This window comes from Delftia sp. PE138 (genome assembly GCF_018320755.1).
Classification (GTDB): Bacteria; Pseudomonadota; Gammaproteobacteria; order Burkholderiales; family Burkholderiaceae_C; genus Comamonas; species Comamonas tsuruhatensis.
Genome location: NZ_JABEPN010000002.1, coordinates 321,042 through 343,317 on the forward strand (window position 1 = coordinate 321,042; position 22,276 = coordinate 343,317).

Annotated in this window: 19 protein-coding genes; 6 read left to right on the plus strand and 13 right to left on the minus strand. The window is 66.8% G+C overall.

The annotated features are described in order from the left end of the window. Positions 1-442: 442 nt before the first annotated feature. Together HFGMBDPB_RS10380 and cyoE are read left to right on the plus strand one after the other, a co-directional pair. Positions 443-1,633 (plus strand): COX15/CtaA family protein, encoded by a 1,191-nt coding sequence (locus HFGMBDPB_RS10380; RefSeq protein WP_212645364.1) that lies wholly within the window; start codon positions 443-445, stop codon positions 1,631-1,633. After that, positions 1,630-2,535: a heme o synthase gene (gene cyoE, locus HFGMBDPB_RS10385; protein WP_016447188.1), complete on the plus strand. Its 906-nt coding sequence runs from the start codon at positions 1,630-1,632 to the stop codon at positions 2,533-2,535. The genes HFGMBDPB_RS10380 and cyoE overlap by 4 nt, the downstream gene beginning before the upstream one ends. Before the next feature lie 72 nt (positions 2,536-2,607). Here the strand turns inward: cyoE and HFGMBDPB_RS10390 are convergent, their stop codons facing one another. The 7 genes from HFGMBDPB_RS10390 to cyoA all read right to left on the minus strand — a co-directional run bounded on the left by HFGMBDPB_RS10390 (position 2,608) and on the right by cyoA (position 9,552). After that, positions 2,608-3,144: a response regulator transcription factor gene (locus HFGMBDPB_RS10390; RefSeq protein ID WP_012205888.1), complete on the minus strand. Its 537-nt coding sequence runs from the start codon at positions 3,142-3,144 to the stop codon at positions 2,608-2,610. A gap of 29 nt (positions 3,145-3,173) precedes the next feature. Further along, complete coding sequence (locus HFGMBDPB_RS10395; RefSeq protein ID WP_016447187.1) at positions 3,174-4,475, minus strand: ATP-binding protein; 1,302 nt, start codon at positions 4,473-4,475, stop codon at positions 3,174-3,176. Between the two features lie 113 nt (positions 4,476-4,588). Beyond that, on the minus strand, positions 4,589-5,302 hold the full coding sequence (locus HFGMBDPB_RS10400; RefSeq protein ID WP_160855247.1) for an SURF1 family protein: 714 nt from the start codon (positions 5,300-5,302) through the stop codon (positions 4,589-4,591). 71 nt (positions 5,303-5,373) lie between these two features. Continuing rightward, positions 5,374-5,808, minus strand: coding sequence for a cytochrome o ubiquinol oxidase subunit IV (gene cyoD, locus HFGMBDPB_RS10405; RefSeq protein WP_016447185.1), 435 nt, complete (start codon positions 5,806-5,808; stop codon positions 5,374-5,376). After that, a complete protein-coding gene (gene cyoC / locus HFGMBDPB_RS10410) occupies positions 5,809-6,441 on the minus strand; it encodes a cytochrome o ubiquinol oxidase subunit III (protein WP_016447184.1) in 633 nt (210 codons plus the stop codon). It abuts the gene before it with no gap. After that, positions 6,434-8,440 carry a cytochrome o ubiquinol oxidase subunit I gene (gene cyoB, locus HFGMBDPB_RS10415; protein WP_016447183.1) on the minus strand — a complete coding sequence of 669 codons (2,007 nt, stop codon included), beginning with the start codon at positions 8,438-8,440 and terminating at the stop codon, positions 6,434-6,436. The genes cyoC and cyoB overlap by 8 nt, the downstream gene beginning before the upstream one ends. A 65-nt stretch (positions 8,441-8,505) precedes the next feature. Then, positions 8,506-9,552, minus strand: coding sequence for a ubiquinol oxidase subunit II (gene cyoA, locus HFGMBDPB_RS10420; RefSeq protein WP_016447182.1), 1,047 nt, complete (start codon positions 9,550-9,552; stop codon positions 8,506-8,508). A 297-nt stretch (positions 9,553-9,849) separates the two neighbouring features. On the opposite strand from cyoA, the gene HFGMBDPB_RS10425 reads away from it, so the two are divergent. Further along, positions 9,850-11,187: an MFS transporter gene (locus tag HFGMBDPB_RS10425; protein ID WP_212645365.1), complete on the plus strand. Its 1,338-nt coding sequence runs from the start codon at positions 9,850-9,852 to the stop codon at positions 11,185-11,187. Positions 11,188-11,327: 140 nt separating this feature from the next. Here the strand turns inward: HFGMBDPB_RS10425 and HFGMBDPB_RS10430 are convergent, their stop codons facing one another. Beyond that, positions 11,328-11,627 (minus strand): hypothetical protein, encoded by a 300-nt coding sequence (locus HFGMBDPB_RS10430; RefSeq protein WP_212645366.1) that lies wholly within the window; start codon positions 11,625-11,627, stop codon positions 11,328-11,330. Between the two features lie 436 nt (positions 11,628-12,063). On the opposite strand from HFGMBDPB_RS10430, the gene alaS reads away from it, so the two are divergent. The 3 genes from alaS (at position 12,064) to HFGMBDPB_RS10445 (ending at position 17,122) form a co-directional block, all read left to right on the plus strand. Continuing rightward, positions 12,064-14,688 carry an alanine--tRNA ligase gene (alaS, locus tag HFGMBDPB_RS10435; protein WP_047327365.1) on the plus strand — a complete coding sequence of 875 codons (2,625 nt, stop codon included), beginning with the start codon at positions 12,064-12,066 and terminating at the stop codon, positions 14,686-14,688. A gap of 91 nt (positions 14,689-14,779) precedes the next feature. Next, positions 14,780-15,862: an ABC transporter substrate-binding protein gene (locus HFGMBDPB_RS10440; protein ID WP_016447178.1), complete on the plus strand. Its 1,083-nt coding sequence runs from the start codon at positions 14,780-14,782 to the stop codon at positions 15,860-15,862. Between the two features lie 9 nt (positions 15,863-15,871). Beyond that, positions 15,872-17,122, plus strand: a complete 1,251-nt coding sequence (locus HFGMBDPB_RS10445) for a GGDEF domain-containing protein (RefSeq protein WP_154834186.1) — start codon at positions 15,872-15,874, stop codon at positions 17,120-17,122. A gap of 22 nt (positions 17,123-17,144) precedes the next feature. Here HFGMBDPB_RS10445 and HFGMBDPB_RS10450 read toward each other — a convergent pair whose 3' ends face one another. The 5 genes from HFGMBDPB_RS10450 to HFGMBDPB_RS10470 form a co-directional block, all read right to left on the minus strand. Then, positions 17,145-18,167: a GGDEF domain-containing protein gene (locus HFGMBDPB_RS10450; RefSeq protein ID WP_016447176.1), complete on the minus strand. Its 1,023-nt coding sequence runs from the start codon at positions 18,165-18,167 to the stop codon at positions 17,145-17,147. Positions 18,168-18,201: 34 nt separating this feature from the next. Beyond that, entirely contained in the window at positions 18,202-18,957 is a 756-nt protein-coding gene (gene trmB, locus HFGMBDPB_RS10455; RefSeq protein ID WP_197065211.1) for a tRNA (guanosine(46)-N7)-methyltransferase TrmB, read from the minus strand. 64 nt (positions 18,958-19,021) lie between these two features. Beyond that, positions 19,022-19,960 (minus strand): tRNA glutamyl-Q(34) synthetase GluQRS, encoded by a 939-nt coding sequence (gluQRS, locus tag HFGMBDPB_RS10460; RefSeq protein ID WP_212645367.1) that lies wholly within the window; start codon positions 19,958-19,960, stop codon positions 19,022-19,024. A 66-nt stretch (positions 19,961-20,026) separates the two neighbouring features. After that, positions 20,027-21,154, minus strand: a complete 1,128-nt coding sequence (locus HFGMBDPB_RS10465; RefSeq protein WP_046239826.1) for an NAD(P)/FAD-dependent oxidoreductase — start codon at positions 21,152-21,154, stop codon at positions 20,027-20,029. Between the two features lie 134 nt (positions 21,155-21,288). Further along, complete coding sequence (locus HFGMBDPB_RS10470; RefSeq protein ID WP_016447172.1) at positions 21,289-22,227, minus strand: LysR family transcriptional regulator; 939 nt, start codon at positions 22,225-22,227, stop codon at positions 21,289-21,291. Positions 22,228-22,276: the final 49 nt, after the last annotated feature.

A 22,276-nucleotide genomic window follows, 5' to 3' on the forward strand; every position in this document is an offset into this window, starting at 1 on the left:
AGCAGTTGTGCAAAGCCGGGCCACCGATGCCTCGGGTGGCACCCGGCGCAAATTCGTGTGCGCCCGGCCCAAGCCGCATCACGCCGGCCAAAAGAAGCTGGCTGCGGTCTAGGGGCACTGCGCGCTTGGGCGCTTGAGTGGTGCGCAGGCAAGTAGAATTGTTTCATATCAAAGACATGCTGCTCTGAAAGTTGCAGCGACCGGGCCCGCTTGGCGGGCCTTGTGCATGGGGCGCCGTCCCGCAGCCTGTATCTGGGTGCATGTCCTGATTCTCTGTGGGCCCGGCCTGCGATCCAATCTCGCGCATGGGGCTGAGCCTTCTCGTCAAATTGCTCTCATTTATGAAGTTCTGCTGTCGCCAACCGGATGCGCCTGTGGCATTGCCTTGCGGCTTGCCTGGGGTCGGTTCCGTCCGGTGGACGCTGCGCTGCGGAGGGCGGAGGTGAACGAGCAGGCGCTGTACGATCTGGCCCCCGTTCTGGAGCTGATGCTGCTGGGCCTGTTGCTGGCGCTGGGACCCTTGGCCTGGGTGTGGCTGCGCAACCGCAACGGTGGCTCGCTCAAGCGGCTGCAGGCACTGTCGGTGCTGACGCTGTTTCTGACTTTCGACCTGGTGCTGTTCGGCGCCTTTACGCGCTTGACCGATTCCGGCCTGGGCTGCCCTGACTGGCCGGGCTGCTATGGCAGCGCCAGCCCCATGGGCGCCCGCGCGCAGATTGCCGAGGCGCAGGCCGCCATGCCCACCGGGCCGGTGACGCATGGCAAGGCATGGATAGAGATGGTCCACCGCTATCTGGCCACCACCGTGGGCGTGCTCATCATCGCCATGACCATCATGGCCTGGCGGCGTGCGCGCCGCCAGGGCAGGGCGGGTGGCGCCCAAGGCGTGGAAGGCGCACGGCGGGGGGCCATGAGCCCCTGGTGGCCCACGCTGGCGCTGTTCTGGGTCTGCCTGCAGGGTGCCTTTGGCGCCTGGACCGTGACCATGAAGCTGTTTCCGGCCATCGTGACCCTGCACCTGCTGGGCGGCACGGGCCTGCTGGCCTTGCTGTGCGTGCCCGCCGTGGGGCTGAGCCGGGAGGCACGCCAGCAGCAGGCAACGGTGATTTCCCCGGGCCTGCGTGCTCTGCTGTGGCTGGGCCTGGGCTTGCTGGTGCTGCAGGTGGCACTGGGTGGCTGGGTCAGCACCAACTATGCGGTGCTGGCCTGCAGCAGTTTTCCGACCTGCCAGGGCAGTTGGTGGCCGGCCATGGATTTTTCGCAGGCGCTGCAGATCTGGCGTCCGCTGGGCCTGCTGCAGGACGGCAGCAACATCAGCCTTGCGGGCCTCACGGCCATCCACTATCTGCACCGCCTTGCGGCCTATGTGGTGGTGGCCGCGCTTGCCGGGCTGTGGTGGCGGTTGGGCGAGGCGCCTGCCCTGGCGCCGCAGCGCCGCGTGCTGGCTGGGTTTTTGGTGTTGCAGGTGCTGACAGGCCTGTCGAACGTGGTGCTGGACTGGCCGCTGGTGGCTGCAGTGCTGCATACGGGTGGCGCAGCCGCGCTGGTGACCGTGATTGTTTGGTGCCTGGCGGCCAGTCGCCCGGGCACGCTGCGGGCCGGGTTGCCGGTTGCCCGTGGAGAGATTGCATGAGTAAACAAGCTTCCCTGAGTGTCGAGTCCTCACGCTGGACGCAGTTCTATGCCCTGACCAAGCCCCGCGTGGTGCAGCTGATCGTGTTCTGCGCGCTGATCGGCATGGTGCTGGCCGTGCCGGGCTGGCCCAACGCCGACCAGTGGCTGCACATGGCGCTGGCCTGCCTGGGCATCTGGCTGGTGGCGGGCGCCGCAGCGGCCTTCAACTGCCTGGTGGAGCGCCATATCGATGCGCGCATGAAGCGCACCTCCTGGCGGCCCACGGCGCGCGGGGAGCTGACCAGCCAGCAGGCCCTGGCCTTCTCGGCCATCCTGTGCACGCTGGGTGCGCTGGTGCTGCTGCTGTGCACCAATCCGCTGACCATGTGGCTGACGCTGGCCACCTTCGTGGGCTATGCCGTGATCTACACGGTGATCCTCAAGCCCGCCACGCCGCAGAACATCGTGATCGGCGGCGCCTCCGGCGCCATGCCGCCCGTGCTGGGCTGGGCCGCGATGACGGGCCAGGTCGGACCCGAGGCGCTGATCCTGTTTCTCATCATCTTCCTGTGGACGCCTCCGCATTTCTGGGCGCTGGCGCTGTACCGCGTGGAGGACTACCGCCAGTCGGGCCTGCCAATGCTGCCCGTCACGCATGGCAGCGAGTACACGCGGCTGCAGATCCTGCTGTACACGGTGATCCTGTTCGCAGCCTGCATGCTGCCCTTCATGTACGGCATGAGCTCCTGGCTGTACCTGGTGGTGGCCGTGGTGCTGAGCGTGGGCTTTTGCGGCTATGCCTTCGCGCTGTGGCGCAATTACTCGGACGAGCTGTCGCGCAGGACTTTCCGCTTCTCGCTGGTGCATCTGAGCGTGCTGTTCCTGGCACTGCTGATCGATCACTACCTCTGGCTGGGCTGATGGCCTGAGGGCCATGGCCGCGCAATGACAAACCGGGCCCTTGAGGCCCGGTTTGTCTTGGTGCCTGCCGTCTTACTTGATCTGCCGCTTTTCCAGCTTGCGCGCCAGCGTGCGCCGGTGCATGCCCAGGCGGCGTGCGGCCTCGGAGATGTTGAAGTCGCTCTCGGCCAGGGTTTCGTGGATGTGTTCCCACTCCAGTGTCTTGATGGAAGTGGGGTTGCGCGACAGCTCCACGTCGGTGCGGCCTTCGAGGCGGCCGAAGGCGGCCTCGATGTCGTCGGTGTTGGACGGCTTGGCCAGGTAGTGGCAGGCGCCGAGCTTGACGGCCTCCACGGCCGTGGCAATGCTGGCATAGCCGGTGAGCACGACGATCAGCGCCTCGGGGTTGTGCTGGTGCAGCATCTGCACGCAGCTCAGGCCCGAGGCATTGCCGGCCAGCTTGAGGTCCATGACGGCGTATTGCGGCGAATGCGTCTGCAGCAGCTCGCGCACTTCCTCGGCGCTGGCGGCCTGCAGCACGCGGTAGCCGCGCCGCTCGAACGATCGCGTCAGCGTGCGTGCAAACGTTGCATCGTCTTCAACCAGCAGCAGGAGGCGGGAGCTGTCCATGGGCGATTCGGGTTCCTGTGGGCGCCGCTTCAGGCGCCGGGTTCAATGGCAATCGATGACAGGGGCAGGCGGATCTCCACCTCGCTGCCCCTGGGCGGGGTGTTCCTCACCTGAACGCGTCCGCCCAGCGAGCGCGCCACGTTGAGCACCAGGAACAGGCCCAGTCCGCGGCCCGGGCGCTCCGTCTTGGTGGAGATATGGCGCTGGCCCAGCTGCTCCAGCACGGCAGGTGCAAAGCCGGGACCCTTGTCGCGCACGGTGATGCACAGCATGCCGGTGCGCACGGACAGGTGCAGCGCCACATGGCCGGGAGATGCCTCGGCGGCATTGTCGAGCACATTGCAAACCATTTGCTGCAACGCGGTATCCGAAAGAATGGGGAAGTCCTCTTCGGCCTGGACATAGTCGAAACGCTCTACCGCATGGCGTGACTGCCATTGGGCGACCACTCCATCCATGAAGGCATGCAAGGTCGTGGCCTGGGGCGCGTCGGCGCGGGTTTCGCCGGCGGACATGAGCACGCTGGAGACGATGGATTTGCAGCGCAGCAGCTGCTGCTGCATCTCCTGCAGGTCGGCGAGCAGATCGGGATCTTGCGTGATGACGGGCATGCGCTGCCAGTCGCCCAGGATGACGGACATGGTCGACAGCGGCGTGCCCAGCTCGTGCGCCGCGCCCGTGGCCAGCAGGCCCATGCGCACGATGTGCTCTTCCTCGCTGGCGCGCTGGCGCATGTTGGCCAGCCGCGCGTCGCGCCGTCGCAGGTTGGAGACGATGCGGCGCAGGAAGACCACCAGCAGCACCGTGGTCAGCCCGAAGCTGATCAGGATGCCGCTCACGTACAGGCCGGGCAGCCCGTCCGGCCCCGCCGCGCCAATGGGCAGGGGCCAGTGCACGATGGCCAGCACCAGGGTGCACAGCGATGTGCTGGCGACGATGATCCAGGCGTGCACGGGCCTGAGCAGCACGGCGCCCAGAATGCCCTGCAGCAGGAACAGATAGATGAAGGGATTGCTGGCGCCGCCGCTCAAATACAGCTGTATGGCCAGGGCGAGCACGTCGGCCAGCAGGGCCAGGAACAGGTTGCGCGCCGAGATCTGGCGGCGGTGGCTGCGGTACCAGTAGATGTAGCCGAGGTTGGTGAATACGCTGGCCATCAGCACCAGGGCCATGGCCGGCAGCGGCAGGTTGATGCCGAAGCCGTAGTGCACCAGGGAGATGGTGATCACCTGCCCGACCACGGCAAACCAGCGCAGCTGTATCAGCAGCTGCATGTTCTGGCGTTCGGTGGTGCGCTCGACGCGGAACAGGGACTCTGAAGGCGAATTCACGCGGGCGATTGTGCGCTACCGCAGGCAGCCGTGGCGCGGCAGGGTCTTGTAGAGGACTGAAGAAAAAGGGCCACCGATGTCATCGATGGCCCCATTGCCTGCGCAAGGCGGTTCTATGGCTTGCCGGCCGGCTGCCGGTCATTGCGCCTGACCAGCCAGGCGGCACCGACCACCATCAGCGCCAATCCGTACCAGGTCAGTGCGTAGACCAGGTGGCTGTTGGGAAAGCGGATCACGGTCATGCCCGGGCGCGGCCAGGTGCCGTCCGCCACGGGCTGGCCGGGCAGGCCGGCGTCGATGAAATAGGGCGCTGCCTTGCCAAGGCCCTGGGCCTGTGCAATGGCCGCCACATCGCGCGAGAACCAGCGCTGCTGAGCAGGATCGTTCTCGCGCAGAAAACCGCCGCGCGGCTCGCTGATGCGCAGCAGGCCGGACACCGTCACCTGGTCCTGGGATGCCTGCCCGGGCTGCGCCTGCCAGCGTGCGCGCTGCTCCGTGGGGATGAAGCCCCGGTTGACCAGCACCTGGCTGCCATCGTCCAGCTGCAGCGGCGTCAGCACCCAGAAGCCTGCTCCCAGCTCGGTCACGGCCTGGGTCAGCACGGTCTTGCCTGTCAGCCATTGGCCGCTGGCCTGCACGGCGCGGTATTCATGGTCGGCGGCCGTGATCTGCGGCCATTCGGCGGGCGGGGGCAGGGCAGCGGGTGCGGCGTGCACGCGCTGCTCCACGCGCTCTATGAGATCCAGCTTCCAGGCGCGGCGCTGCACCTGCCAGCTGCCCAGGAAGATGAAGCCCAAAAACAAGGCGATGCCCACCGAGATGAGCATCGCCTGAGCGAGTGGGCCGCGCCGGCGCGATGCGCCTGCGCGGCTGGAGGGCCCGGAGTTTCCGGATGCGGTCAAGGCGTGACCACGGCCGGTGCCGTCTGCGCCGCAGGATCGGCCGGCATGGTGTGCTGGGGCATCATGTTGGTGTTCATGTGGAACATGACCCACAGCGTGCCTGCGATGCCGATGGCCACGAAGACCACGGTGAAGATGGTGGACAGCAGGGTCCAGCCGCCTTCGATCTTGCCGTTCATGTGCAGGAAGAAGACCATGTGGACCAGGATCTGCACCACGGCGAAGCCGCCGAGCACCATCACGGCCGTCGAGCGGTCCGAGATGATGTTGCCCATCACCAGCCAGAACGGGATGGCCGTCAGGATGATCGAGAGCACGAAGCCCCACATGTAGCCCGAGAACGTGCTGTGCGGGCCGGCATCGTGGTGGTGGTCGTCATGGCCGTGATGGTCGTGGTGACCGTGGCCGGCGTGGATGTCGTGTGCAGCCATTTACAGCACCCCCATCAGATAAACAAAAGTGAAGACGCCGATCCAGACCACGTCCAAGAAGTGCCAGAACATCGACAGGCACATCAGGCGGCGGTTGTTCTCGTGCGTCAGGCCGTGCTTGTTGATCTGGATCATCAGCGTGACCAGCCAGATCAGGCCGAAGGTCACGTGCAGGCCGTGGGTGCCCACCAGCGTGAAGAACGAGGACAGGAAGGCGCTGCGCTGAGGGCCAGCGCCCTCGTGCAGCAGGTGGGAGAACTCATAGAGTTCCAGGCCCAGGAAGCACAGGCCGAACAGGCCAGTGATGGCCAGCCACATCTGCGTGCCGCCCAGCTTGCCCTGCTGCTTTTGCAGCATGGCGAAGCCGAAGGTGATGGACGACAGCAGCAGGAAGGCCGTGTTCATCGCCACCAGGGGCAGGTCGAACAGCTGGGCGCCCGTGGGGCCTGCAGCGTAGTTGCGGCCCAGCACGCCATAGGTGGCGAACAGCGCTGCAAAGATCAGGCAGTCGCTCATCAGGTAGAGCCAGAAGCCCAGAGCGGTGCCGTTTTCGGGATGGGGCTCCTCGGCGAGGTGGTACTCACGCGGGGCCAGGGCGGCAGCGCCGCCTGCGGTGTAACGGATATCAGACATGACGTGCCAGCTGTTGTGTGCGCAGTTCTTCCGTGGCCGCGACTTCCGCGGCGGGGATGTAGTAGTCGCGCTTGTAGTTGAACGTGTGGATGATCGACGCCAGCACGGTGGCGGCGAAGGACACGATGGCCAGGGGCCACATGTGCCAGATCATCGCGAAGCCGAAGACCGTGGACAGCGCAGCGATCACGACACCGGCGCCGGTGTTGGCGGGCATGTGCACGGGCTTGAAGCCGGTCAGCGGACGCTGGTAGCCGTGCTTCTTCATATCCCACCAGGCATCGATCTCATGCACCACGGGCGTGAAGGCGAAGTTGTACTGGGGCGGGGGCGAGGATGTGGCCCACTCCAGCGTGCGGCCTTCCCATGGATCGCCGGTTTCGTCACGCAGCTGGTCGCGCTTGAAGTAGCTGACCACGAGCTGCATCAGGAAGCTGCCGATGCCCAGGGCCACCAGGCCTGCGCCGCAGGCGGCGATGATGAACCAGATCTGCAGCGAGGGGTCCTCGAAGTGGTTGGCGCGGCGCGTCACACCCATCAGGCCCAGCACGTACAGCGGCGTGAAGGCCACCCAGAAGCCGACCAGCCAGAACCAGAAGGAGCACTTGCCCCAGAACTCATCGAGCTTGTAGCCGAAGGCCTTGGGGAACCAGAAGTTGATGCCGGCGAACACGCCGAACACCACGCCGCCGATGATCACGTTGTGGAAGTGGGCGATCAGGAACAGGCTGTTGTGCAGCACGAAGTCGGCCGGGGGAACGGCCAGCAGCACGCCGGTCATGCCGCCGATGGCGAAGGTGCACATGAAGCCCACGGTCCACAGCATCGGCACGGTGAAGCGGATGCGGCCGCGGTACATGGTGAACAGCCAGTTGAAGATCTTGGCGCCCGTCGGGATCGAAATGATCATCGTCGTGATGCCGAAGAACGTGTTCACGCTGGCGCCCGAGCCCATGGTGAAGAAGTGGTGCAGCCACACCAGGTAGGACAGGATGGTGATACACACCGTCGCGTACACCATGGAGGTGTAGCCGAACAGGCGCTTGCGGCTGAAGGTCGAGACGATCTCGGAGAAGATGCCGAAGCACGGCAGGATCAGGATGTAGACCTCGGGGTGGCCCCAGATCCAGATCAGGTTCACGTACAGCATGGGGTTGCCGCCCAGGTCGTTCGTGAAGAAGTTCGTGCCGACGTAGCGGTCCAGCGACATCAGCACCAGGGCTGCTGTCAGGATGGGGAACGAGGCCACGATCAGCGCGTTGGTGCACAGGGCAGTCCAGGTGAAGACGGGCATCTTCATCAGGTTCATGCCGGGTGCGCGCATCTTGATGATGGTCACGATCAGGTTGATGCCCGACAGCGTGGTGCCGACACCGGCCACCTGCAATCCCCAGATGTAGTAGTCAAGCCCCACCCCCGGGTTCTGCGCCCCCAGGTTGGACAGGGCCAGCCAGCCGGAGGTGGAGAACTCGCCCAGGAACAGCGAGATCATCACCAGCACGGCGCCGCCCGTGGTCATCCAGAAGCTGAAGTTGTTCAGGAACGGGAAGGACACGTCGCGGGCGCCGATCTGCAGCGGCACCAGGTAGTTCATCAGGCCGGTCACGAAGGGCATGGCCACGAAGAAGATCATGATCACGCCGTGGGCCGTGAAGATCTGGTCGTAGTGGTGCGGAGGCAGGTAGCCCAGGTTGTCGCCGAAGGCCATGGCCTGCTGCAGGCGCATCATCAGCGCATCTGCGAAGCCGCGCAGCAGCATGACCAGACCGAGGATCATGTACATGATGCCGATCTTCTTGTGGTCGATGCTGCACAGCCAGTCGCGCCACAGCGGGCCCCACAGGCGGAACTTGGTGAGAAGGCCCAGCACGCCGAGGCCGCCGAGCACCACGGCGATGAAGGTCACCAGCACGATGGGCTCATGCGCCATCGGGATGGAGTCCCAGGTGATGCGTCCCAGCAGCCAGTGGGCCTGTGCCGGGGAGGTATGTTCAGACATATCGAGTCTCTTAGGTCGTTTTGGAACGGGCGGCGGGCTGGCCGTCGTCCGCTTCCGCTATCTGCTTATTGCTGTGCGCTGGCGGCCGAGCCGTCGCGCTGGTCCAGGAAGGCCACGACGCGGTCGGCGTTTTGCACCGTGCACACATCCTGGGGCAGGTTCATGCCCACGGCCTTGAGATAGGCTTCACCGCCTGCGGCATCGATGGCCATCATGTGGTGCATGCACATCTTGCCTTCCTCGACGCAGCGGTTGAGCACCTTGTCGTACAGGCCTTCGTCCACGGTGGCGAAGCGCTCGACCGGGTTGCGCTCGCTGGGTTTGACCAGATTCAGGTAGGTGTCGCGGTTCAGGGCCTTGCCTTCGGACTTGGCCTTGGCAACCCACTGCTCGAATTCCTCGTCGCTGAGGCCGTGGAACTTGAACGTCATGCCCGAGAAGCCGGCGCCGCTGTAGTGCGATGCCAGGCCGTGGAACACACCGGTCTTGTTGATCACTGCGTTCAGCTCGGTCTGCATGCCGGGCATGGCATAGATCATGCCGGCCAGGTCAGGCACGTAGAAGGCGTTCATCGTCGAGGTGGCGGTCAGCTTGAAGTGGATGGGACGATCCACGGGAGCGGCCAGCTCGTTGACGGTGGCGATGCCCTTTTCAGGGATGAAGAACAGCCACTTCCAGTCCATGGCCACGACCTGCACTTCCAGCGGCTTGACATCGGTGCTCAAGGGCTTGGAGGCCGAGACGCGGTCCAGCGGGCGGTAGGGGTCGAGCTTGTGGGTGCTGATCCAGGTGATGGCGCCCAGCGCGATGATGATCATCAGCGGCACGGACCAGATCACCAGCTCCAGCGTGGTGGAGTGGTGCCATTCGGGGTCGTAGTGGGCCTCGGTGTTCGACTGGCGGTATTTCCAGGCGAACAGCAGCGTGAGGATGATCACCGGGATGATGATGATCAGCATCAGCAAGGTGGCCGTGACCACCAGGTTGCCTTGCTGCGCGGCGATATCGCCGGCCGGGTTGAGCACGACGGCTTTGCTGCAGCCAGTGAGACTGGCTGTCAAAGCGGCCGCGGTGAGCCACGCAGGCCCACGGAGTTCCTTGATTTTTAGCATGCTAGGGGCGCAACAAGAGCGCGTTTACATAGAAACGCGGATTACAAGATCCGGGCAAATGTATTACGAAGTATAAATTTGTCCATTGGACATTTTGTCCAACGTCAAGGAGAAGCCGGGAACTTTCTGCTACCTGGCGGGGCAGGCAGCGGGGTCCCGGCGGCCCGGAGGCCGCATTTTTCGGCCGCGCGCAGCAGGAAAAACACCAAGTCCGGTCGAGGTGAAACCGCCTTGCGCCAGATCAAGCGAGGGCGTAGAACGGAGCTGTCAGTGAGACGAGACAAGGAGCATCCATCTATGAGCGGCCTCGACACAACTGCAAGCTTCCCCAACGGAAGCTACGAAAGCAAGGAATCTCTGTCCCGCGCCGACACCCACGAAGATGTCACGCCCAACGAGATCGCCGTCGGCGTGATCCTGGGGCGATCCTCGGAGTACTTCGACTTCTTCGTGTTCGGCATCGCCTGCGTGCTGGTCTTCCCGGCACTGCTGTTCCCCTATCTTTCCAAGCTTGACGGCACGTTGATGTCGTTCGGCATCTTCGCGCTGGCCTTCGTGGCGCGGCCGTTGGGCACGGCGCTGTCCATGGCCGTGCAGCGGCGCTGGGGCCGGGCGACCAAGCTGACGCTGGCGCTCTTCCTGCTGGGCGTGTGTACGGTGGGCATGGCTTTCCTGCCCAGCTACCAGCAGGCGGGCGTGAACGCCATCATCGTGCTGGCGCTGCTGCGCATCGGCCAGGGCATTGCACTGGGCGGCTCCTGGGATGGCCTGCCGTCGCTGCTGGCCATGTCGGCGCCCCAGAACCGGCGGGGCTGGTATTCGATGATCGGGCAGTTGGGTGCGCCGCTGGGCTTTGTGCTGGCGGCAGGCCTGTTTGCCTTCATCTATGCCCATGTGGATGCCGACGAGTTCCTCAGCTGGGGCTGGCGCTATCCCTTCTGCGTGGCCTTTGCCATCAACGTGGTGGCACTGTTTGCCCGGTTGCGCCTGGTGGTGGGCCAGTCCTACACCGAGCTGCTGGCGCAGCGCGAGCTGGAGCCCATGGGCGTGGTGCCGCTGATGCGCGACGAGGGCCGCAACGTGGTCATCGGTGCCTTTGCAGCCCTTGCCAGCTTTGCGCTCTTCCACCTGGTGACCATCTTCCCGCTGTCCTGGATCTCGCTGTATTCGGACCAGTCGGTGAACCATGTGCTGGGCGTGCAGATCGTTGGCGCCTTCTGTGCGGCCGGCGCCATCATGGCTTCGGGCTGGCTGGCCGACCGGGTGGGGCGGCGCAACACGCTGGGCACCATGGCCTGCCTGATCGGCATCTTCAGCTTTGTGGCTCCCTGGCTGCTGGGCAGCGGCACCACGGGCAACAACGTGTTCATCATCGTCGGCTTCATCCTGCTGGGCCTGTCCTACGGGCAGGCGGCAGGCACGGTGACGGCCAACTTCCCCTCGCGCTATCGCTATACGGGCGCGGCCCTGTCCTCGGACATGGCCTGGCTGGTCGGCGCGGCCTTTGCCCCGCTGGTGGCGCTGGGCGTGTCCTCGCGCTTCGGACTGGTGGCGCTGGGCATCTATCTGCTGTCGGGCGCGCTGTGCACGCTGGCGGCGCTGGGCATCAACCGGGCCATCGAGACGCGCGACTGAACGGGCCCTCGCAAGCCAAAGGCCGGCTCTGCCGGCCTTTTTTGTCGCCGGGCCGCCCCAAGGCAAAAAGCTGGCCCCCTGGGGGCAGCGGACCTTGCGAAGCAGGGGAGCGTGGGGGCATTTTCCGTTGCGGCTCCGCCTCAGGGGTTTTCACCGTAGCGCTGCTTGAAGTCGAATTCGAGCCTGTCGCAGTCCTGCACCGATTCAAACTGCCGCGTCTTGCGCTCGGCCTCAGGCCTGGCGGTTTCCTTGCGGCAGATCTTGATGGTTTCGCGCTCCACCCAGCGCGCCTCGCCTTCGGGCGTGGACAGCAACTGGCCAGCCAGCATGAGCACAGCGAAGAAGGCCACGGGCAGGCCGATGAGCCAGGGCACGATGCGGCTTTTGCCTGGTTGGGCCGGTTCGGCGGAATGAGGCTCGGGTGTCGGTGGTTGCGCCATGGTGTGCTTGCTGTGGTTCCGGCTGGCGATTATCCAGGGCGCCCATCGCGCGCAGTCTGAGCGGGATCAGGGAACGGCGAGATCGCCTGTGCTAGCCATCTCCCCCATCTCCTGCACCCGCCATTTCTCCAGCGCAAGAATGTCGGCCCTGCGGCCCGTATGGGGCGCCACCCACAGCTGCAGGCGCCGCGGACCGGCCAGTCGCGCGCCGCTGTTGCGCGCGCATGTCAGCGATCCGGCCAGCGGCGGGCTTGAGATCGCGCTCAAGGGCGGGCAGATGGGGGGTGAGGCCTTCTTCGGCCAGGTGCGCGATGGAGGGACGGGTGGGGCTCGCTGCCGCGACGATGGGGCAAACCTATAATGCGCGTTGGTCCCGACGGGACACCCTCCCGCCAGGGACAGCGCCCCGCGTGCGCGCTCCGAACTCCTAGACACCATGAGCACACCCACTTTCACCGTTGCCGACATTCGCAAGAGCTTTCTGGACTTTTTCGCATCCAAGGGCCACACCATCGTGGAGTCGAGCCCCCTGGTGCCCGGCAACGACCCGACGCTGATGTTCACCAACTCGGGCATGGTCCAGTTCAAGGACGTGTTCCTGGGTACCGACAAGCGCCCCTACACGCGTGCCACCTCGGTGCAGACCTGCCTGCGCGCAGGCGGCAAGCACAACGACCTGGAAAACGTGGGCTACACCGCCCGCCACCACACCTTCTTCGAGATGCTGGGCAACTGGTCCTTTGGCGACTACTTCAAGCGCGAGTCGCTCAAGTGGGCCTGGGAACTGCTGACCGAGGTCTACAAGCTGCCCAAGGAGCGCCTGCTGGCCACGGTCTACGCCGAGGACGACGAGGCCTACGACATCTGGACCAAGGAAATCGGCCTGCCGCCCGAGCGCGTGATCCGCATCGGCGACAACAAGGGCGGCCGCTACAAGAGCGACAACTTCTGGATGATGGCCGACACCGGCCCCTGCGGCCCCTGCTCGGAAATCTTCTACGACCACGGCGCGCACGTGGCCGGCGGCCCTCCGGGCAGCCCTGACGAAGACGGCGACCGCTTCATCGAGATCTGGAACAACGTGTTCATGCAGTTCGACATGGACGAGCAGGGCAACGTCAAGCCGCTGCCCGCCCCCTGCGTGGATACCGGCATGGGCCTGGAGCGCCTGGCCGCCATCCTGCAGCATGTGCACAGCAACTACGAGATCGACCTGTTCCAGGCACTGATCAAGGCGGCTGCGCGCGAGACGCACATTGCCGACCTCGAGACCCCGTCGCTCAAGGTCATTGCCGACCACATCCGCGCCACCTCCTTCCTGGTGGCCGACGGCGTGATCCCGTCCAACGAAGGCCGCGGCTACGTGCAGCGCCGCATCGTGCGCCGCGCCATCCGCCACGGCTACAAGCTGGGCCAGAAGACTCCGTTCTTCCACAAGCTGGTCAAGGACCTCGTGGCCGTGATGGGCGACGCCTATCCCAAGATCCGCGAGCAGGAAGCGCGCATCACCGAAGTGCTCAAGGTCGAGGAAGAACGCTTCTTCGAGACCCTGGCCAACGGCATGGAAATCCTGGATGCGGCGCTGGCCGGTGGCGCCAAGGTGCTGCCCGGCGACGTGGCCTTCAAGCTGCACGACACCTATGGCTTCCCGCTGGACCTGACCAACGACGTCTGCCGCGAGCGTGGCCTGGGCGTGGACGAGGCAGGCTTTCAGGCCGCCATGGAAGAACAGAAGAACAAGGCCCGCGCGGCTGGCAAGTTCAAGATGGACCGCGCCCTCGAGTACACGGGCCAGGCCAATGCCTTCACCGGCTACCAGAAGCTGGCCGAGGCCGCCAAGGTGGTGGCACTGTATGCCGAAGGCTGCGCCGTGCAGGAACTCAAGGCCGGCCAGAGCGGCGTGGTCGTGCTCGACACCACACCCTTCTACGCCGAGTCCGGCGGCCAGGTGGGCGACCAGGGCGTGATCAGCACCGCAGGCGCGCGCTTCGCGGTCGAGGACACGCTCAAGATCAAGGCCGATGTGTTCGGCCACCATGGCGTGCTGGAGTCCGGCAGCCTGAAGGTGGGCGATGCCGTGCAGGCCGAGGTGGACACGCAGCTGCGTGCCGCCACCATGCGCAACCACTCGGTCACGCACATCATGCACAAGGCCCTGCGCGAAGTGCTGGGCGACCACGTGCAGCAAAAGGGCTCGCTGGTCAACGCCGAGCGCACGCGCTTCGACTTTGCCCACAACCAGGCCGTGACCGCTGCCGAGATCCGCGAGATCGAGCGCCGCGTGAACGCCGAGATCCTGGCCAACACGCCCACCGACGCGCGGGTGATGGACATCGAATCGGCCAAGGCCACGGGCGCCATGATGCTGTTCGGCGAGAAGTACGGCGACTCCGTGCGCGTGCTGGACATCGGCACCAGCCGCGAGCTGTGCGGCGGCACCCACGTGCAGCGCACAGGCGACATCGGCCTGTTCAAGGTGGTGGGCGAAGGCGGCGTGGCCGCTGGCGTGCGCCGCATCGAGGCGGTGACCGGCGAGAACGCGCTGGCCTACCTGCAATCGCTGGAATCCACGGTGGACCAGGCGGCCGCTGCGCTGAAGGCGCCGACGGCCGAGCTGAACACCCGCATCGGCGGCGCGCTGGAGCAGATCCGTGCGCTGGAGAAGGAAGTGGCTGCGCTCAAGGGCAAGCTCGCTTCCAGCCAGGGCGACGAACTGGCCGGTCAGGCCGTCGACGTCAAGGGCATCAAGGTGCTGGCCGCCAGGCTGGAAGGCGCCGATGCCAAGACCCTGCGCGAGACCATGGACAAGCTCAAGGACAAGCTGGGCGCCGCCGCCATCGTGCTGGCGGCGGTCGATGGCGACAAGGTGCAGCTGGCTGCCGGCGTGACCAAGGCCGAGACCTCGCGCATCAAGGCTGGCGAGCTGGTGAACTTCGTGGCCAGCCAGGTCGGCGGCAAGGGCGGCGGCAAGCCCGACATGGCCATGGCCGGTGGCACGGATGCAGCGGGCCTGCCGGCCGCGCTGGCCGCCGTGCAGGCCTGGGTGGCAGAGCGCGCCTGATCCAGCTGCGCGGCAGATGATTGCTGCTGCTCCCGCTTCGGGACGCCCCGGTGGATTCCTCCACCGGGGCGTCTTGCCGTGGGCGCTGCGCATGGCGTGCGTGATGGGCGTGGTGGCGCAATCGGCCGCTGCCGCCGCGCAAAGCGTGGTCTTCATCAACCCCGGCCGATCCGACGAGCGCTACTGGACCACGGTCAGCGAGGCCATGCAGGACGCGGCCAGCAGCCTGGGCATGCAGCTGCAGGTGCGCTATGCGCAGCGCGACCACCTGCGCCCCATCGAGATCGCGCGGCAGATCGCGGCCCTGCCCAAGGCGCAGCGGCCCCGCTACGTGATGTTCACCAACGACTACAGCGTGGCGCCCGAAATCCTGCGCACGCTGGAGGCGGCAGGCATAGACAGCTTCATGGCCTTCAGTGGCGTGCCCGAGACATTGCGTGGCCAGACCGGCGTGGCGCGAGAGCGCTATCGCCACTGGCTGGGCAGCCTGGAGCCGGGCGCCGAAGAGGCCGGCTACCTCACGGCCAAGGCCCTGTTCGCCGCCGCGCGGGCGTCGGGCCACGCGCGTGCGGCCGATGGCCGGCTGCACATGGTGGCCATTGCCGGCGACCGCTCCACGCCCTCGTCGGTGGAGCGCAATGCCGGCATGCGCCGCGCAGCGGCCGAGGCCGGTGACGTGGTGCTGCAGCAGGAAGTCTTTGGCGAATGGCGCCGCGAACGCGCCGAGCAGCAGGCGGCCGTGCTGTTCCAGCGCTATCCCGAAGTGCGCCTGGTATGGGCCGGCAACGACGAGATGGCCTTTGGCGCCATGCAGGCCTGGCGCGCGCGCGGGGGAGCGCCCGGGCACGATGCCTTCTTCAGTGCCATCAATTCATCGGCCGCCGCCATGACGGCGCTGCGCACGGGCGAGCTGAGCGCGTTGGCGGGCGGCCATTTCCTCACGGGCGCCTGGGCCCTGGTCATGCTGTACGACCATGCGCACGGCAGCGATTTCGCCACCGAAGGGCTGGAGCAGGTGCGGCCCATGTTCGCCTTGCTGGACAAGTCCCAGATCGACCGCTACGAGCACAGGATCAGCGCGCCCCTGGCTCCGCTGGACTTTCGCAGCTACAGCAAGCACCTCAATCCCCGGCTGCGGCGCTACGGATTCGAGTTGAAGCACCTGCTGCGCTGAGCGCCTTCCATGCCCCGCTTCCGTTCGATCGCCTCCTTGCTGATTGTGCGCATCATGCTGCTGGCCGTGGCCTGCATGCTGGTGTTCGGCGGTGCCCACGCCTGGTGGGAGTACCGCAAGGGGCAGCAGGAGTTTCGCCGTTCCATGGAGACGGTGGTGACCAACAGCATGATCTCGCTGTCGGCCGCGCTGTGGGATATAGAGCCTGCCCTGGTGCACGAGCAGGTGCAGTGGCTGGGCCGGTTGCCCCTGGTCGGCCATGTGCAGCTGCGCGTCACCTCCACGGGCGAGATGTACGAGGCCGGCGAGCCCAGGGATGGCCAGGCTCCCGCCGTGTCCATGGCCATTGCCGCGCCCAGGCACAGCCAGTCCAGCCTGCCGCTGGGTGAGTTGCAGGTCTGGGAAAACCGGGGCCACTACCTGGAGGTGCTGCGCGACTCCACGCTGCGTGTGCTGCTGGGCTATGCGCTGTTCACGGCCCTGGTCTGCCTGATGGTGGCCTGGGTGATGCGCCGCGAACTTCGCCAGCCGCTGCAGCAGATTGCAAGCTTTGCGGCCAGCCTCAAGCCCAACGAGCTGTCGCGGCCACTGGTGCTGGAGCGGACCCGGCGCGGCCAGCACGACGAGATCGATCTGGTGGTGCAGGGCTTTGCCCAGCTGCAGCATGACCTGCGCGGCCACATCGAGCATCTGGACCTGCTGGTGGCCCAGCGCACCGGGCAACTGCAGGAGCTGGTGGAAGAGGTCAAGCGCATGTCGCTGACCGACGCGCTGACCGGCTGCCTCAACCGGCGCGCCATGGACGAGCGCCTGGCGACCGAGGTCGTCCAGAGCCGGGACCGGGGCGCGGCGCTGAGCGTGATGTTCGTGGACGTGGACCACTTCAAGCGGGTGAACGACAGGCACGGCCATGCCGCTGGCGACGCCGCGCTGCGCGAGGTGGCGCTGCGCTGCCAGCGTGCGCTGGAGCTGGATTCGTCGGCGCACTGGATGGCGCGCTACGGCGGGGAGGAGTTCCTGATCGTGATCCCAGGTGTCGCTGCGGCCCGGGCCGGGGCACTGGCCGGTCAACTGCGCGAGACCGTGCGCACCACGCCCGTGCATGTCCACGGGCTGGATCTGATGCTGACGGCCAGCTTTGGCGTGGCCCAATTGCGTGGCGGCGAGGGCGTGCAGCAACTGCTGCAGCGTGCCGATGCCATGCTCTACGAGGCTAAGCACGCCGGGCGCGACTGCGTGCGCGTGGCCGACCCGGCCTGACCGGCCTGGCCTCAGGTCGGGCTCAGAACAGTTCGATGTCGTTGCTGTTCACCTGGGGTGCCAGCAATCCCTGGGTGATCAGGTCGCCGTAGTACCAGGTCTGGTTGCGGCCATGTTCCTTGGCGTGGTAAAGCGCCTGGTCGGCATGCCCCAGAACCTCCACGGGCGCGCCGGTGCCCATGGCGGCAAATCCCGCGCTCACGGTGATGCGGCCGACCTGGGGAAACTCGTAGCTCTCCACATCGTGGCGCAGGCGCTCCAGCGCCTTGCGCGCATTGGCCAGGCTGACCGAGCGCAGCAGCACCACGAACTCCTCTCCGCCGAAGCGGAATACGCGGTCCTTGGCATCGAAGCAGCTGCGCAGGATGTTGGCCACCAGGATCAGCACCTCGTCGCCATACAGATGGCCGAAGCGGTCGTTGATGCGCTTGAAATGGTCGATGTCGATGGCGGCCAGCCACTGGCCCGGAACATCTTGCGTGGCCACGCCAGGCATGGCTGCCGGCGGCTCCTGCAGAGACAGGCGCAGGAACTGCTCGTCGAAGGTCTTGCGGTTGAGCAGGCCGGTCAGCGCGTCGCGCTCGCTGTAGTCCAGCAGGCTCTGGTAGTTGTGATAGACGCCGAAGATGCCCTGGATCACATCCAGCCGGCTGGGCGAGAAGGCCGTAGACTGGGCAATCTCCAGGCAGTGGTAGGCCGTCTCCTGGCGCCACAGCGGCAGCCACAGCACATGGCGGCCATCGGGCTGCACGGCCGAGGCGACCAGGGCGCGCTGCTGCAGGGCCTGCTGCAGCGAGGGCATGGAGGACAGCTCCACGCTCTGCGGGTCGTACAGGGCCTCGGCATCGGTGGACATGACCTCATCGCCCTGGCTCCAGGTGCGCGCACGCACGCAGTGCCTGCCGTCAGGCATGGCGAACAGCTCCAGCGCCCGCACCTGCACCACGCCGTTGAGCTTGAACAAGGTGGACAGCACCGAGATTTCCAATCGCAGATGGTCCCGGTGGGCCGTCATCTCGACCAGATTCTGTAGCAATGGCTGCATGCGAGGCCTTGTCTTGGAGGAGGGCGCGACCGGCTCAGCGGCGCTCAAACACCAGATCCCATACGCCGTGGCCCAGGCGGATGCCGCGGTTCTCGAACTTGGTCAGCGGCCGGTAGTCGGGCTTGGCGGCATAGCCTTGTGCCGTGTTGGCCAGCAGTGGCTCGGCGCCCAGCACTTCCAGCATCTGCACTGCGTAGGGTTCCCAGTCGGTGGCGCAGTGGATGTAGCCACCGGGGCGCAGCCGGCGCGCCAGCTTGGCCACCAGCGGCTCCTGGATCAGGCGGCGCTTGTTGTGCTTCTTCTTGTGCCAGGGATCGGGAAAGAAGATGTGCACGCCGTCGAGGCTGGCCTCGGGCAGCATGTTGTCTATGACTTCGACGGCGTCGTGCTGCAGGATGCGGATGTTGGTGATGTCCTGCTCGCCAATGCGCTTGAGCAGGGCGCCCACGCCAGGCTCGTGCACCTCGCAGCAAAGGAAGTTGTCGTCCGGGCGCACGCGCGCAATGTGTGCCGTGGCCTCGCCCATGCCGAAGCCGATCTCCAGGATCAGCCGGCCCTGGCGGCCATAGGTGGCTGCGGCGTCCAGCGGCGCGGCCTGGTAGTTGAGCACGAAGCGCGGGCCCAGTTCCTCGAAGGCCTTGGCCTGGCCGGTCGTGGTGCGGCCGGCGCGGCGCACATAGCTCTTGATGGTCTTGGGATGGGCCACGCCCTCGGGCGGCTGGCCGGTACGCGCGGCCGCAGGCGTGGAGGGTGAAGGGCAATCATGCGGCGTGCCGGAGGCAGCGGGCATGGTGTTCGGGATGTCGCCGTCCATGGACTGCTCGGCGTGGGAGGAAGGAATTGGGTTCACGGGCTCAATTGTATGTATGGCGCCAGCTCCGTACCCAGAACTGCAGCGCTTCGCCCAATGCGGTCTGTGGAGAAGGCTGGGGCAGGCCCAGGTGGGTGGCGGCGGTGCGAAGCGTGGCCAGGGGGACGCTCAGGTCCAGGGCGGGGGCGCCGTGCTGCTTGGAAAGTTTCTCGCCGTCAGGCATGAGCACCAGCGGCGTATGCAGGTACTGCGGGGCGGGCAGGCCCAGGGCGCGCTGCAGCAGCATCTGGCGGGGCGTATTGTCGGCGAGGTCGGCGCCGCGCACCACATGGGTGACGCCCTGCAGGCCGTCATCGACGACCACGGCCAGCTGATAGGCCCACAGGCCATCGGCCCGGCGCAGCACGAAGTCGCCGACGCTGTGGATCACGTCCTGTTGCTGGGCGCCCATGCGGCGGTCCTGCCAGTGCAGCACGGGGTGGCGGCCGGCAAAGTGGTCCAGCGCAAAGCGCCAGGCGCGGGGGCTCTTGCCATGCAGGCCGCCGCGGCAGGTGCCGGGGTAGGGGCGCTCCACATGGCGTTCATGGATCCAGCCCAGGCGGTCCCAGGCGGCCTCGATGTCCTTGCGCGTGCAGCCGCAGGGATAGGCCAGGCCGCTGGCCTTGAGCTGCTCCACAGCGGCCTCGTAGAGGGCGCCGCGGCGGGATTGCCAGACCGGCTCCTCGTCGGGCAGCAGGCCGCAGGCGGCGAGCTGGCCCAGGATGGCCATGTCGGCACCGGGCTGGCAGCGCGGGGGATCTATGTCCTCGATGCGCACCAGCCAGCGCCCGCCGTGGGCCCGGGCATCCAGCCAGCTGGCCAGCGCTGCCACCAGGGAGCCTGCGTGCAGCAGGCCCGTGGGCGAGGGCGCAAAGCGGCCCACATAGGGGGAGGCCGCGGTGGCAATGCCGGGATCGGGGGACTGAGGGACGGCGCAAATCATCGGGGCCGGATGTTAAAGCCTCGCGCCGCCCCTTGCCATGACCTGGGAGCCGGACACTGCCCCGGCTCAGTCCGCAACCATGGCCAGCGCCATCTCCAGCCCCGAGACGAAGGCATCCTCGACACGGCGGCCAATGCACCAGTCGCCGCACAGGCCCAGGCCGGCGTCCTTGTTGCGCAAATGGCTGCTGCCCAGCGGCGACAGGGTCTGGGCATGGGGCCAGAGATAGACGCTGGCATGGCGGGGGGGGATGCGGATGCGCGTGATCTCGCCAAAGGCCTTCTGCATCTTGGCCAGCACGCGGGGCGCGTCGTCGGAGCGGTGCTCCTGGGACCATTGGGGGCTGGCCAGCACGGTCCATCGCTCGCTCTGGGAGCGTCCCGGCTTGGACGATTCGCGCGCCACCCAGACTGCACGCTCATGGGTGGTACGGGCTGCATTCCACTGTGGGCCCAGGGTGGACAGGCCGGCCTCGGTGGCCATGGGATAGGACAGCGTCAGCGCCCAGCAGGGTGCCATCTCCACGGCCGCCATGCCCTGCACCAGCGACAGGGCCAGGGGCGTGGTCTGCAGCAGCTGGCGCGCCTGGGGCGCGGGCAGGGCGAGTATCACTTCATCGAATCCCGTGCGGATCTGCGTGGTCGGCTCGGTCGTCTCCACATGCAGGCTCCAGCCGCGCGAGCCGAGCTGGCGTTCGAGCTTGGTCACGCGCTGGCCCAGATGCAGGCGGTCGGCGTCCCACAGCGGCGCGGCCCAGGCCATGGGCAGGGCCTGCATGTCGGGCGTGGCCACCCAATGGGCCTCGGTGGGTGCGGGTGCGGCGCTGGACTGGCGACCCTGCGCATCCAGCACGCGCAGCGTGCTCACGCTCCAGGGGCGGCACAGGCCGGGCACGGTCTGCAGGGCCAGCTCGAAGCGCTTGTCGCGCACGGTGAAATACTGCGCGCCGATGTCGAAGGCGCCATGCGCGGCGTTGACGGAGCGCATGCGCCCGCCCACCTGGGGCAGCCGTTCGTAGACATGGACATCGTGGCCGGCCTGCATCAGCGTGCGGGCGCAGGCCAGGCCCGCCATGCCGGCACCGATCACGGCGATGCGGCGCGCGCCGGCCTTGGGGCGCGCCTTGGAGGCTTCGGGGGGCTTGGTGGCCTTTTTCTTGACCGTGGACTTGGAGGCGGCGCGGGAAGCGTTCATGGAGCAGACCTTTGCGGGCAGTGGCAGATTCCGGGAAGCATGTCCTTGCCGGCCTGCTTCGCCGCAGCGGCGGAGCAGGCCGGGACCTGTAACCACTCTACACCCGCACAGACCGCCCGGCGGCGTGCGCCAGCTCAATGTCGGTGATGATTTTCCATGAGAGCGCGGCGCGTGGCGGGGCTTTCCAGCTGCTGCAGCCACCACTGCAGCGCGCGCGGCGGGTCCTGCTGCGGCGGGCAGGACCATGCGTAGTGCATGCGCACATTGCGCGAGGGCCGGGCGACCTGGCGCGTTACCAGCAGGCCGGCCTGCACATAGACGTCGGCCATGAAATGGGGCAGGAAGCCGCAGCCTATGCCGCGCACCTGGGCCTCGATCTTGGCCTGCATGGAGTCCACGGTGAAGATGTCCTGGCCGCTGAGCAGGCCCATGCTGGCGCTGTCGCGCAGGCCTGAATCGGCCACGGCGATGATGCGGTGCTGCAGCAGCGTCGCGTCGGTGATGGGCTCGGGCGCCGTGGCCAGCGGATGGTGTGGCGCCACGGCAAAGACGAAGTCCAGCTCGCCCAGCTCGCAGGCCTGCAGGCCTGCCACGTTGCTGGAGTTGACGGCCACGCCGATGGCCAGGTCGGCGCGGCCCGAGGTCAGCGTCTCCAGCGTGCCGGTGAGGATGCCGTCGCGCAGCTTCAGCCGCGTGGGCGGCTGCATGGCGTAGAAGGCCTCGACCAGTTCCAGCATGGGCGTGCGCGCCACGGCGCCGTCCACCACGATGGTCAGGTGCGGCTCCCAGCCCGTGGCCACACGGCGCACGCGGTGGGCCACGGTGTCGATCTCATGCAGCAGCCGGGTGCCTTCGCGCAGCAGTTCCCGGCCGGCCTCGGTGGGCTGGGCGTGGCGCGAGCGGCGGTCGAACAGCAGCACGTCCAGCGCATCCTCGATCTGGCGCACGCGGTAGGTCAGGGCACTTGGCACCAGGCCCAGCTGGCGTGCGGCGGCGGCAAAGCTGCCGGCCTCGGCAATCGCCTGGAGCATGGCCAGGCTGTCGGGAGTGAGCACGTCGCGGGGGCTGGGCATGGGGCGTTATGGATTCAAAAGCTTTGAATGATGCCATCAATCCCGCTGT

What these genes read in the sequence shown, in the direction of transcription:
- HFGMBDPB_RS10470 (WP_016447172.1), bottom strand. Translation starts at nt 22,227, where the DNA reads ATGCCCAGCCCCCGCGACGTGCTCACTCCCGACAGCCTGGCCATGCTC.
- HFGMBDPB_RS10400 (WP_160855247.1), bottom strand. Translation starts at nt 5,302, where the DNA reads ATGCTCATCTCGGTGGGCATCGCCTTGTTTTTGGGCTTCATCTTCCTG.
- cyoC (WP_016447184.1), bottom strand. Translation starts at nt 6,441, where the DNA reads ATGTCTGATATCCGTTACACCGCAGGCGGCGCTGCCGCCCTGGCCCCG.
- gluQRS (WP_212645367.1), bottom strand. Translation starts at nt 19,960, where the DNA reads ATGATTTGCGCCGTCCCTCAGTCCCCCGATCCCGGCATTGCCACCGCG.
- cyoB (WP_016447183.1), bottom strand. Translation starts at nt 8,440, where the DNA reads ATGTCTGAACATACCTCCCCGGCACAGGCCCACTGGCTGCTGGGACGC.
- cyoA (WP_016447182.1), bottom strand. Translation starts at nt 9,552, where the DNA reads ATGCTAAAAATCAAGGAACTCCGTGGGCCTGCGTGGCTCACCGCGGCC.
- HFGMBDPB_RS10465 (WP_046239826.1), bottom strand. Translation starts at nt 21,154, where the DNA reads ATGAACGCTTCCCGCGCCGCCTCCAAGTCCACGGTCAAGAAAAAGGCC.
- trmB (WP_197065211.1), bottom strand. Translation starts at nt 18,957, where the DNA reads ATGCCCGCTGCCTCCGGCACGCCGCATGATTGCCCTTCACCCTCCACG.
- cyoD (WP_016447185.1), bottom strand. Translation starts at nt 5,808, where the DNA reads ATGGCTGCACACGACATCCACGCCGGCCACGGTCACCACGACCATCAC.
- cyoE (WP_016447188.1), top strand. Translation starts at nt 1,630, where the DNA reads ATGAGTAAACAAGCTTCCCTGAGTGTCGAGTCCTCACGCTGGACGCAG.
- HFGMBDPB_RS10445 (WP_154834186.1), top strand. Translation starts at nt 15,872, where the DNA reads ATGCCCCGCTTCCGTTCGATCGCCTCCTTGCTGATTGTGCGCATCATG.
- HFGMBDPB_RS10390 (WP_012205888.1), bottom strand. Translation starts at nt 3,144, where the DNA reads ATGGACAGCTCCCGCCTCCTGCTGCTGGTTGAAGACGATGCAACGTTT.
- HFGMBDPB_RS10425 (WP_212645365.1), top strand. Translation starts at nt 9,850, where the DNA reads ATGAGCGGCCTCGACACAACTGCAAGCTTCCCCAACGGAAGCTACGAA.
- alaS (WP_047327365.1), top strand. Translation starts at nt 12,064, where the DNA reads ATGAGCACACCCACTTTCACCGTTGCCGACATTCGCAAGAGCTTTCTG.
- HFGMBDPB_RS10450 (WP_016447176.1), bottom strand. Translation starts at nt 18,167, where the DNA reads ATGCAGCCATTGCTACAGAATCTGGTCGAGATGACGGCCCACCGGGAC.
- HFGMBDPB_RS10430 (WP_212645366.1), bottom strand. Translation starts at nt 11,627, where the DNA reads ATGGCGCAACCACCGACACCCGAGCCTCATTCCGCCGAACCGGCCCAA.
- HFGMBDPB_RS10440 (WP_016447178.1), top strand. Translation starts at nt 14,780, where the DNA reads ATGGCGTGCGTGATGGGCGTGGTGGCGCAATCGGCCGCTGCCGCCGCG.